The 12,167-nt window shown below is 52.4% G+C and carries 10 protein-coding genes; all 10 read left to right on the top strand.

Annotation, left to right across the window (positions count from 1 at the left end; all coding sequences use genetic code 11):
- Positions 1-235: 235 nt before the first annotated feature.
- The 10 genes from C8N40_RS04765 to lysA all read left to right on the top strand — a co-directional run bounded on the left by C8N40_RS04765 (position 236) and on the right by lysA (position 11,830).
- Entirely contained in the window at positions 236-871 is a 636-nt protein-coding gene (locus tag C8N40_RS04765; protein ID WP_108210642.1) for a hypothetical protein, read from the top strand.
- Positions 872-1,041: 170 nt separating this feature from the next.
- A complete protein-coding gene (locus C8N40_RS04760; RefSeq protein WP_211318042.1) occupies positions 1,042-1,830 on the top strand; it encodes a DUF4349 domain-containing protein in 789 nt (262 codons plus the stop codon).
- Positions 1,831-2,080: 250 nt separating this feature from the next.
- Positions 2,081-3,082, top strand: coding sequence for a biotin synthase BioB (bioB, locus tag C8N40_RS04755; protein ID WP_108210640.1), 1,002 nt, complete (start codon positions 2,081-2,083; stop codon positions 3,080-3,082).
- 70 nt (positions 3,083-3,152) lie between these two features.
- Positions 3,153-4,289 (top strand): aminotransferase class I/II-fold pyridoxal phosphate-dependent enzyme, encoded by a 1,137-nt coding sequence (locus C8N40_RS04750; RefSeq protein ID WP_245904993.1) that lies wholly within the window; start codon positions 3,153-3,155, stop codon positions 4,287-4,289.
- Positions 4,286-4,900, top strand: a complete 615-nt coding sequence (bioD, locus tag C8N40_RS04745; protein ID WP_108210639.1) for a dethiobiotin synthase — start codon at positions 4,286-4,288, stop codon at positions 4,898-4,900. The genes C8N40_RS04750 and bioD overlap by 4 nt, the downstream gene beginning before the upstream one ends.
- 525 nt (positions 4,901-5,425) lie before the next feature.
- Positions 5,426-5,989 (top strand): hypothetical protein, encoded by a 564-nt coding sequence (locus C8N40_RS04740; protein ID WP_108210638.1) that lies wholly within the window; start codon positions 5,426-5,428, stop codon positions 5,987-5,989.
- Between the two features lie 44 nt (positions 5,990-6,033).
- On the top strand, positions 6,034-7,350 hold the full coding sequence (bioA, locus tag C8N40_RS04735) for an adenosylmethionine--8-amino-7-oxononanoate transaminase (RefSeq protein ID WP_108210637.1): 1,317 nt from the start codon (positions 6,034-6,036) through the stop codon (positions 7,348-7,350).
- Between the two features lie 534 nt (positions 7,351-7,884).
- The gene (locus C8N40_RS04730) at positions 7,885-9,081 is read left to right on the top strand and encodes a beta-ketoacyl synthase N-terminal-like domain-containing protein (protein ID WP_108210636.1); all 1,197 of its coding nucleotides are present in this window, start codon (positions 7,885-7,887) and stop codon (positions 9,079-9,081) included.
- A gap of 282 nt (positions 9,082-9,363) precedes the next feature.
- Positions 9,364-10,695 (top strand): aspartate kinase, encoded by a 1,332-nt coding sequence (locus C8N40_RS04725; RefSeq protein ID WP_108210635.1) that lies wholly within the window; start codon positions 9,364-9,366, stop codon positions 10,693-10,695.
- Positions 10,688-11,830 (top strand): diaminopimelate decarboxylase, encoded by a 1,143-nt coding sequence (gene lysA / locus C8N40_RS04720; protein ID WP_108210634.1) that lies wholly within the window; start codon positions 10,688-10,690, stop codon positions 11,828-11,830. Before C8N40_RS04725 ends, lysA begins: the two co-directional genes overlap by 8 nt.
- The last annotated feature ends 337 nt before the right edge of the window (positions 11,831-12,167 follow it).

Genomic DNA, 12,167 nt, shown 5'->3' with positions numbered 1-12,167 from the left:
TGTTCTTGACCTTGAAGTGCTAAGTTAGCAATATAATACCTAGTATATAAGGTTGATTTTATTCCCTTTTTATGATACTGCCCCTCAACGCCGGCCTTTATACTTTCTGATGAGCTACCCTCTTTTTTATACTTTACAGATACCTAAACCACATTATCAACCAACATCCGACCCTGCTGCGCGTACATTCTTTTTCTGAGGATACATAATCCCATCACCAAAACGAAATACAGCTATGTCGATAAAGGATATTTTTAACAAGGTAAAAAAAGAGGCCAAAGTGCTGCAGGGCGAGGAAACGAAAGACAAACTCTACCAGAACGAGAACACTTACCCTACCGAACAGGAAGCCATCGCGGCCTTTGAGCGCTCCAAGCAAAAGCTCTTTAACGTGAACGATTGGACCAAGCTATCCGGCGTTAACTCCACATTTGAGCTATACGACAACCGCGGACGCCGCACCTCGGCGCTCAAGCCGGAGCACGGGTATTACATGAAGATCATCCTGCCGGCCTCCACCATCGAGAACTGGGTGCAGGTAACGGAGATTCGGGAGGAGGAGAACCTGGCTGAGTTTACCGTGCACCCGAGCGAGAAGCCAGTAGAAATAGCCGAAGACGAGGCGGAGGTGAAGCACTTTTTTGCGAAGGAGGCCAGCAGCACCTTCCGGGTAACGCGCCAGGGCAACACCATCCATGGGTATGAAATCGGTAAAAACGAGGCCATCAACAACCAGGGCGAAGACGCTGGTAACCGCGCCGTGCTGAACACCTTTGTGGCTGAGGGCGGCTGGGCCATCTTCCAGGAGCTGCAGTGGGACAAGCTAACCCGCTACCTCGTGCACCTGGAGGAGAAAAAAGAAGAATCGTAAAGTATAAAGTATGATTGCAGCATTGGAAGAGCACCTGGCAGCGGGTGCTCTTTTTGTTTAGATAGAGTTTGCTATATTTAAAGTATAGTATATAATGACGGAGCAATAGAGCGGACAGATAGTATAGTAGCTTCTGGCCTATTCCTTAGTTTCTAAAACTAACCATGAATATGAGAGAATTGATAAAGTACGTGTGGTTTGTACTGCTGCTCACCGCCTGTGGTGGCGGCGAGCAAGCAGAATATGCAAGTGTAGAAAGGCTGGAAGTGCAGCTTGCTCCTCCCCCATCACCAGATAGAGGTGTTGAAACAGTAGAAAGAAAGCTGATCAAAGAAGGGGATGTGGAGTTTGAAACTAATGACCTGAATGCTACCAGGCAAGCTATCTTGAAAGCTGTAGAAAAGTACAAGGGTTATGTTTCATCAGATCAGGAGTCAAATTCTCCGGAGCGGGAAAGTAACACCATGGTTGTTCGGGTTCCGGCAGATCATTTCGACAATTTCCTGAGTGATGCTACCAAAGGAGTAAAGCGGTTCGACAGCAAAGAAATCAAAATCATCGACGTTACTACTGAGTTCCTGGACATTCAGGCGCGGCTAAAGACAAAAAAGGAGCTTGAAAACAGGTATTTAGAACTCCTCAAGCAGGCAAAAAATGTAATCGAGATGCTCGAAATTGAAAAGCAGATCGGTGAATTACGCTCCGACATAGAATCCATGGAAGGGCGCCTGAAGTACCTCCAAAACCAGGTTTCATACTCCACATTAACCCTTACATTTTACAAGAGCATCCCATATCAGGCTGAGTTTAACCATCAAATTACGGATGGCTTCCGAAACGGATGGGATAACTTAGTTTGGTTCTTTGTCGCGCTTATCAATGTATGGCCGTTTATACTTTTAGGAATCGCGCTGCTCATTGCACTCAGGGTATACAGGAGAAAGCGGGCGCATAGTTAGACCTCAACTCTTCCCTACTCTCATTTTATACTTCATTGAGCTATACCGCCCCTGCCCGCCAGCAGGGGCTTTTTGTTTTCCACACCCGAGCCGCTAAACAATTTTTCTCAACAAATCAACAAAGTAATTTATCCACAAAGAACCCGCACAAGCTGAACAAGTTAACTATTTATCCACCGAAACTGCCCATACTTTTGATTTTTAAATCCTAAATCTTCAAATTACCTTCGTGACCCTAAACACGAGTACCATGATGCAGAACGGACAAAACACAGCTCTCCGCAACGACTGGAGTCTGGCGGAAATTGAAGCCATTTACAACAAGCCCGTACTGGAGCTGATTGTAGAGGCGGCCAATGTGCATAAGCAATACCAGGCCACCGGCGAGGTGCAGGTATGTACGTTATTGTCTGTTAAAACCGGCGGCTGCACCGAGGATTGCGCCTACTGCCCGCAGGCGGCGCGCTACCACACCGGTGTGGAGGTGCACAAGCTGCTGAGCCAGGAGCAGGTGCTTTCGGCGGCACAGCGTGCCAAAGAAGGAGGCTCTACCCGCTTCTGCATGGGCGCGGCCTGGCGCGAGGTGCGCGACAACCGCGACTTCGACAAGGTGCTGGACATGGTGAAAGGCGTAAATGACCTGGGGCTGGAAGTATGCTGCACGCTGGGCATGGTAAACGAGTACCAGGCCGAGAAGCTGAAAGAGGCCGGCCTTTACGCCTACAACCACAACCTCGACACCTCCGAGGAGAACTACGCCAGCATCATCACCACCCGTACTTACGACGACCGTCTGGATACCATCCATAACGTGCGCAAGGCAGGTATCTCGGTATGCTCGGGTGGTATTATCGGTTTAGGTGAGACGGACGAAGACCGTATTAAAATGCTGCATACTTTGTCTACCATGGAGCAGCACCCGGAATCGGTGCCGGTAAACGCGCTGGTGCCGGTAAAAGGTACGCCGCTGGAGCATCAGCCGCTGGTATCGGTATGGGAAATGGTGCGCATGATTGCCACGGCCCGTATCCTGATGCCAAAGTCGATGGTGCGCCTATCGGCCGGACGTGAGCGCATGAGCGTAACGGAGCAGGCACTTTGCTTCCTGGCCGGCGCGAACTCTATTTTCACCGGTGAGAAGCTCCTCACAACCCCCAACCCGGATTTCGACGCGGACAAAGCCATGTTCGAACTGCTGGGCCTGAACCCAAGAAAATCTTTTAAAGAAGAGACGCAACACGTTTGCTCTTAAGACAAAAGACTGTTTGACATAAGACAAAAGACTTATACTTTAAGGTATTACTTTTTAACTCCTTTGTCCTTTGTCACAAAATCCTTTGTCGATAAAACTACAGCAGAAGCTGGCGGAGCGGGCGGCGCAGGGCAACCTGCGAGCACTCAAAACCACCTCCGGCCTTACCGACTTCTGCTCGAACGATTACCTCGGCCTTGCTCGCTCTGAAAAACTGCGGGCACTTATCCACAAGGAGGAGGAAAAGTATAACCATTTGCCATTGGGCGCGACCGGCTCCCGACTGTTATCAGGAAACCACCCGCTGTTTGAGGAGCTGGAAAGTATAATTGCGCGCTACCACCACGCGGAGGCGGCGCTGCTCTTTAACTCCGGCTACACCGCCAACGTGGGTTTATTGTCGGCTCTGCCCCAGCGCGGCGACACCGTGCTGTACGACGAGGCCAGCCATGCCTCCATGAAAGACGGCCTGCGCCTGAGTTTTGCCAAGAGCTATTCCTTCCGCCACAACAGCGTGGAGGATTTGCGGCAAAAACTGCAGCGGACAAGCGGGCAAGTATACGTGCTGGTAGAGTCGGTATACTCAATGGATGGCGACCAGTCGCCCTTGCGGGAACTGGCACAAGTATGTAACGCGCACAAGGCGGCACTTATTGTAGATGAGGCACATGCCGTGGGCCTCTATGGTGAAAAAGGCGAAGGACTTGTCCCGGCCCTGGGGCTGGAGCAGGAGGTATTTGCCCGGGTACTGACCTACGGCAAGGCCATGGGTTTGCACGGGGCTGCCGTGGTGGGCCCGCAGGTGCTCCGCGAGTTTCTCATCAACTACAGCCGCGCTTTTATTTATACCACTGGGCTACCCACGCACGCGCTGGTGGCCCTGAAGTGTGCCTATACTTTACTGCCCGAGCTAAATCAAGAGCGGGAAAAGGTAAAGCAACTGGCGCACCTATTGTACCGAAAACTGAACAACATAAGCAGCATCAGCTGCTCCCCGGAAGGCAGTGTTATACTTTCTGTTTTCCTGCAACAGCCTCAGCGGCTCAAGGCGCTGGCGGCTGCGCTGCAACAACAAGGTTTTGACGTGCGCCCCGTGCTGCCGCCCACTGTGCCCCAGGGTACTGAACGGCTGCGCGTGATTGTGCATGCTTTTAATAGTGAAGAAGAAATTGAGGGCCTCGTGCAGGCCATAGCCAAAGGTACATGAAACGATATTTTGTAACAGGAATCGGTACGGATGTGGGCAAAACGGTTGCCGCTGCCATACTTACCGAAGCCCTGCAGGCCGACTACTGGAAACCTGTGCAAGCAGGCGGCCTGGACTTCACCGACACAGACACTGTAAAGAGTCTGGTTTCTAATGAGCGCTCGGTTTTCCACCCGGAGGCTTACCGCCTCAAAATGGCTGCGTCGCCGCACAAGGCTGCCGCTGCCGAGGGCATCGAAATCGACGTGAAAGGCATGCGCCTTCCTGACACCCAAAACAACCTGATTGTGGAGGGAGCCGGCGGCCTGATGGTACCCCTGAACAAGCGCTACCTGGTGCTGGACCTGGTGCAGCAGCTGGGCCTGGAAGTTATACTTGTTTCCCGAAACTACCTGGGAAGTATAAACCATACGTTGCTTACCGCCGAGGTGCTGCGTTACCGCAAAATCCCGGTGGCCGGCATCATCTTTAACGGCGAGGAAAACGCCACCTCCGAAGACTTTATCGTGAAGTATACCGGTCTGCGCCTGCTGCCATCCATCCGCCAGGAAGCCGATTTCTGCAAGGATACTGTGGCGGAGTACGCTAAGCAGTTCGAAGGTTACTTATAAAATCGCCTATAGAAGACACTCTACGCTGGATTTATACTTTATTGCAACGACATGACTGCCTGGTAAAGGGGAGGCGTTATACTTTAAAATTCACTTGCTGGCGCGGGTTTGCAACCCGTGTCTGGTTATGAGGTCGGATTTGTAATCCGACTGGGCCACAGGCCCAACGATAGCCCGTCACGAGCGTGGATGCCTTATCCTGTTCCATATCTTTTTCAGATTCGGGTCTTTTAGCATGAGCAGCACCTAAAAGAGTGTAAAATTATCCCCTTGAGGGGATTATAGGGGTGTTTACACCTGCAGATTCATCAGTTTCTGTTCGCAAAAGTGGGTAGCTCCGTAGCTTCACACCCCTATGGTCCCCTCAAGGGGACAGTTTCAGTAGAACTTAATAGCCCTGCCAGCTACAGATAGGCATCATACTTTAAAACCTTGCGTTCTTTCCCTGGTTTAAAGTATGGCATGCCTGCCCTGAACTACAGGCAAGTGTTTGCTGCTTTGATTTATACTTTATAGCACCGGCCTATGACCCGAGAAGCCTTGCTAGAGGCCTTGTCTTCCACCCTCTCTAAAACCAACGTACTGCAACTGGCCGCTTTGGCAGGAGAAGCAAAGCTTCCTGTTTCTGATTTACTCGATATCAGTTTCTTGAAGGAGGCTCCAACTATCGCCTTTCGCGCAGCCTGGGTGCTAGAGCATGCAGCGCTCTCGTACCCACACTGCTTTCTGCCCTACTTCCCAGGTTTCATCGGCCGGCTAGCCGAGCAGCAAAACCCCAGCTGCCAGCGTTGCTTCACCAAAATTCTGATGCACCTTACCAGCCCTAAGGCACCCGCAGTCTGCCGCGAGGCGCTGGCAAGTATAGCCGACCATGAAGGCATTGTGGAGGTGATTTTCGACTGGCTCATCCACCCCGAAACGCCGGTGGCTGTACGGGTAAACTGCCTGGACATCCTCCTGAATTTCTCTCCTACTTTCCCCTGGATTAAAGAAGAGCTGCAGGCGCAGACGGAGTTTTACCTCCAGGATGGCTCCCCTGCCATGCTGGCCCGGGGCAAAAAGATACTCAGGCAGGTCTCCAAAGTATAAACCCTATACTTCCTGCCCATCAACCCATATAAAATTCTTTTGTTATGAACTTAGCTGAACGCGACCAACATATTATCTGGCATCCTTACACGCAAATGAAAACCGCCGCCTTGCCTGTTCCGATAGTGCGGGGCGAGGGCGCGCTTTTGTTTTCGGAGGATGGCAAAGCCTATATTGATGCCGTGGCCTCGTGGTGGGTAAACCTGCACGGGCATGCGCACCCTTACATTGCCGAAAAAGTGGCCGAGCAGCTGCGTACGCTGGAGCACGTGATTTTTGCGGGCTTTACGCACGAACCTGCCGTTACTTTTGCCGAGCGTTTGCTGCAAATTTTGCCAGCGGGCCAAAGCCGCATTTTTTACTCCGACAACGGTTCTACCGCCGTGGAAGTGGCTATCAAAATGGCTATCCAGTACTGGAACAACCTCGATACGCCTAAAAAGAAAATCATCGCTTTCCGCGACAGCTACCACGGCGATACCTTCGGGGCGATGTCGGTGAGCGCCCGCAGCGCCTTTACCGCTCCGTTCTGGCCATTCTTGTTTGAGGTGGAGTTTATAGATGTACCTACCGCCGGCAAGGAGGCGGAAAGCATAAAACAACTGGAGGAGCTTGCTGCACAAGGCGATATTGCCGCCTTTATCTACGAGCCGCTGGTGCTGGGCACCGGGGGTATGATAATGTACAAGCCGGAGGTCCTTGATAAACTTATGGCTATCTGCCAGCAGCACGGCATCCTTAACATTGCCGACGAGGTGATGACTGGCTTTGGCCGCACCGGCCGCACTTTCGCCACCGATTACCTGCAGCAAAAACCGGATATGGTGTGCCTTTCAAAAGGACTAACGGGCGGCACGATGGCGCTGGGAGCCACTTCCTGCAACGAGAAAATTTACGAGGCTTTCCTGCATGACGACCGCAGTAAAACGCTTTTCCACGGCCACAGCTACACGGCCAACCCCGTGGCCTGCGCCGCCGGCCTGGCCAGCTTGGATTTGCTGCTGCAACCCGAGACACAGGAAAGTATAAACCGCATCGCGCAACGCCACACCGCCTTTGCCCAAAGTATAAAAGACCTGCCACAGGTGCTGGAAGTACGGCAGCAGGGCACCATCCTGGCCATTGAGTTCTACGACGGCGCCACCTCCTACTTCAGCGACCTGCGTGACACACTCTATAGTTTCGGGCTGGACAACGGCGTTATACTTCGTCCGCTGGGCAACATCATCTACGCCATCCCACCCTACTGCATCACCGACGAGCAGTTGGACCAGGTATACCAGACCCTGAAAGGAATGCAGGAGATTGTGGCGGGCAAAAGGCAGCACCCGCGTCCGGATTCGATTATGCTGCATGATTAGGCAAGTATGAAGTATAGGTTTCGATTAACCCACCCCTAACCCATTAAAGGAGGCAGGGCCGTTATATTCTGTCATATCCACTCACTCTTACCTTCGAAGCCGGTTATAGCAAAAGCAAAATTCTCCCCTTGAGGGGAGTTAGAGGGGTGTTGAATGTAGCAAGAGACTTTTGCAACTGGCTTTACACCCCTATAGACTCTTAGTCGCAAGTTTCGACTCTCATCTCACTTGTCCTCAAGGGGACAGTTTTGTAGAACTTAACCTCCCTACTTCCCTGCAGCGAGATTTCTTTATTGTAATCTTATTCCCCTTCTTGGAGGGGCGGGGGTGGGTGAATACCTAAACAAAAGCAGTAAAGTGTAACTTGAGTTTTAAAGTATAGCTAAGATGTTAACAAAGTTGCTGTTGCAGGCAAAGGTGTCCGAAACAGCGAAGGAGCAGTAAAGTATGTTGCTACTTCTCCCACTCTTCCCAATTCTGTTCATCCCATAATCCTGTAAATCCTGATTCAGAATTTGTACCTTTGCCCACGTTTTGGAAGTAGCGAAAGCACATATCATCATTAAAGGAATGGGGGCTATTTCGCCGTTAGGGCATGATAGCACCTCTACTGCAGCAGCTTATACTTCCGGTAAGCCGGCTTTTAACACCATATTTCACCAGGGCATCCCGACTCCGGTAGCGGCCTTACCAGCCGAGGCAGAGGAACAATTGCAGCAGCTGCTTCTTGCAAACCCCGTCTACAAGCAGCTCGACCGTTCGGTGCAAATGGCGGTATATGCGGCCAGGCAAGCGGCAGCGCAGGCAGGTTGGCTAAATGAGAATGCCCCGACAGATGATGACCTGGCGGTAAACATTGGCTCTTCGAGGGGTGCGACGGGTCTGTTTGAAGAACATTTCGGAGCTTTTCAGCAGGAGAACCTATCCTCGAGCGCTTCCCCCACCACTACCTTAGGGAACCTGTCGAGCTGGGTAGCGCATGCGGTGAATGCCGGCGGCGGACAAATCAGCCACTCGATTACCTGCAGTACTGCCCTAATGGCCATTGCTAACGGCGTGGCCTGGCTGAAATCGGGTATGGCCAAACGTTTCCTGGCTGGCGGTACCGAAGCCCCGCTCACCCCTTTTACCATCGCCCAGATGAAAGCAGTGGGCATTTACTCCAGGCTCGCCGACCACCCATACCCCTGCCAACCCTATGCCGCAGAAAAACAGAATACTTTTACCCTGGGGGAAGGAGCTGCCGTTTTTGCCCTGGAGCAAGTATTAAACCCGGCTCCGGGAACTCCGGTGGTAGAAGGAGTAGGTCTGGGCTTTGAGAAGCTGGTAAGCAAAACAGGCATTTCGGCCGAAGGTATCAACTTTCAGAAGTCGATGCGGCAAGCACTGGCCCAATTGCCCGAACATGACCGCCAGGTAGACCTGATTATCACCCACACCCCTGGCACCCGCGCCGGCGATAAAGCCGAGCTGGCCGCGATTCAGGCTGTTTTTGGAGACATTCTCCCCCTCATCACGACGAATAAGTGGCTGCTTGGCCATACGCTTGGCGCCTCCGGAGCCCTTAGCCTGCAATACGCGCTGCATGTACTGCAGCAGCAGCAGTTTGCCTCTATCCCTTATCCTCATCACCTGCCGCAGCAGGCACCCGCACGTATAAACCGCATTATGGTAAACGCCGCCGGCTTTGGCGGCAATGCGGCCAGCGTTATTGTTGGCGTGGCTTCTTAGAGTTGGGACGGTGTTAGGCTTTCAGCATGAGTCATATCTGATGATATTGAATTACTTACCAACATTTACCACGGCGACTTTTTACTAATTGGTGCGAACAAAAAGCAAGTGCATCTGAAAGAAATGCAACAAATACTAAACATCTTTTATACTTTACCAGAACGACCGGGTGCCTCATCCGGTCGTTCTCATTTTTTTGCACATCCTTTTGCCCTAACCACCTTACTCCCATCATTTTTTGCTATTTTTACCTGCTTAACATCACTCATTTCTATCACCTTAATGAAAATACTAAAGTTCGGCGGTACCTCGGTGGGGTCAGCTGAGAGAATGAAGGCGGTTGCCTCGCTCATCCTGAACGGAGAGCCTAAGATTGTAGTGCTTTCGGCCATGTCGGGCACTACTAACGCATTGGTGCAGATAGCAGAAACGCTGTACCAGAATAAACACGACGAAGCAAAGGCGCTCATTCAGGCGCTTCACGATAAGTATAAACAGGTGGTAGAGGAACTCTACACCTCCGACGAAAAAAAGAAACAGGCAAACGAGCTACTGAAACAGCATTTTGAGTACCTCAACGCCTTTACCCTCGACCTCTTCACGATTCACGAGGAGCGCGCGGTACTGGCGCAAGGCGAGCTGCTGAGCACAGCCCTTTTCCAGTTTTACCTGGAGGAGCAGGGCGAAAAGTCTGTACTGCTGCCGGCCCTTAACTTTATGAAAGTCGATGAGAACGAGGAGCCGGACAGTGCCTACATTGCCCAACAGTTACAAAAAGAGCTGGAGAAGCACCCGGGCGTGGAGCTGTTCATCACGCAAGGGTATATTTGCCGCAATGCTTTCGGGGAGATCGACAACCTGAAGCGTGGCGGCTCGGACTACTCTGCCTCGCTGATAGGCGCGGCCGTGGATGCACAGGAGATTCAGATCTGGACCGACATTGACGGCATGCACAACAACGACCCGCGCATCGTGAAGAACACGCACCCGATTGCGGAGCTTTCGTTTGACGAGGCGGCCGAGCTGGCCTACTTTGGCGCCAAAATCCTGCATCCAAGCAGCGTAAAACCAGCCAAGCAGAAGAACATACCGGTAAAATTGCTCAACACCATGCAGCCGGAGGCCAAGGGCACCACCATCAGCACCAAAACTGAAAGCGGTAAAATAAAGGCGGTGGCCGCCAAGGATGGTATCATCGCCATCAAAATTAAGTCCGGCCGAATGCTGCTCGCATACGGTTTTCTGCGCAGCGTGTTCGAGGTGTTCGAAAGGTATAAAACGCCTATCGACATGATTACCACTTCCGAGGTGGCCGTGTCGCTGACGATTGACAACGCCAAGCACCTGAATGAGATTCTGGCGGAGCTGAAGGAATTCGGCCAGGTAGAGGTAGACCAGGACCAGACCATTGTCTGCGTGGTGGGCGACTTTATTGCCGAGCGCAGTGGTTCAGGACTGGCCGTATTCCAGTCGCTGCAGAACATCCCGCTGCGCATGATTTCCTATGGTGGCAGCAAGAATAACATCAGCGTACTGGTAAACACAAGCGATAAAATTGAGGCCCTTACGAAACTGAACGATGGCATCTTTAACGGAAACGAAGCCCATGCTTAACCTTAATCCGGAGCAGCTGCAGCAGCATGCTACTCCGTTTTATGTCTATGATTTGAACCTGCTGCGCCAGACCCTGCAGGCGGCAAAACAGGAGGCAGAGAAGTATAACTTTCAGGTGCACTACGCCCTGAAAGCCAATGCCAACAGCCCTGTCCTGGACGCGGTGCGCGAGCACGGCTTCGGGGCCGACTGCGTGAGCGGCAACGAGGTGAAGGCGGCTATCGAGAACGGTTTCTCGCCGAAGCACGTGGTTTTTGCCGGCGTGGGCAAGTCGGATGCGGAGATAAACTATGCGCTGGAGCAGGAGATTTTCTGCTTTAACTGCGAGTCGAAGCATGAGCTAGAGGTGCTAAACGAGCTGGCGGAGAAGAAAGGCACCGTGGCCCGCGTGGCCCTGCGCATCAACCCGAACGTGAACGCCAACACGCACAAGTACATCACCACGGGCCTGGAGGAAAACAAGTTCGGCATTAACTCTTGGGAGTTGGAGAGCGTGCTTGAACTGCTGCAGCAACTCAAACATGTCGAGCTCATCGGCATCCACTTCCACATCGGCTCCCAGATAACCGACCTGACGGCATTTAAAAACCTGTGCACCCGCGTGAACGAGTTTCAGGAGTGGTTTCTGGCGCGTAACATAGAGCTGGAGCACGTGAATGTGGGCGGTGGTCTGGGCGTAGATTACTACCAGCCTGACGAGAACCCAGTTCCGGATTTTGAGGCCTACTTTGGCTTGTTTAACCAATTTCTGGAGCTAAGGCCAGGGCAGCAGGTGCATTTTGAGCTGGGCCGTGCGCTGGTGGCGCAGTGCGGTACGCTGGTTTCGAGGGTACTCTACATCAAAAACGGCGTTTCCACCAACTTCGCCATTCTGGATGCCGGCATGACTGAGTTGATTCGTCCGGCGCTCTACCAGTCGTACCACAAAATAGAGAACCTGACGAGCCAGAAGCCGGAGGTGCGCTACGATGTGGTAGGCCCGATCTGCGAGTCGAGCGACTGCTTTGGCAAAGCGGTGATGCTGCCGGAAACCAACCGCGGCGATCTGATCGCTATCCGCACGGCGGGAGCCTACGGGGAAGTCATGTCCTCGGCCTACAACCTCCGCGACAGGGCGCAGGCTGTTTATGTGTAGTATCGCTCTGAAAGTATAGAACTATAGCTGGGGTTAAGTCTCTCTTAGGAGGGGTTAACCCCAGTTTTTTTAGCACCTGGTCCAACCACCTTTGGCCAGGTATAACCCCCTCCCCGATCTTCCCCTAAAACTGGGGAGGGAGTTCTCCTACTCCTACTGTCATCTCGAGCAGGGCGAGAGATCTATCGGGAATTCTATTCAGATCTCTCCCAAAGGTCGAGATGACAGCAGGGGCAGCGGCTATTGATTCTGTTCCCAGACTTTGGGTTGAGCGCCTCGAGAGGTTCCGGTGCCTGAAAGGCATTGCGACGTAGGAGCAAAGGAAGCGAAAGCAGCG

It is taken from the genome of Pontibacter mucosus, from assembly GCF_003054055.1.
GTDB classification, from domain to species: domain Bacteria; phylum Bacteroidota; class Bacteroidia; order Cytophagales; family Hymenobacteraceae; genus Pontibacter; species Pontibacter mucosus.
The sequence above is the reverse complement of the archived record's forward strand: the minus strand, read 5'-3'. Positions and strand labels throughout refer to the sequence as shown.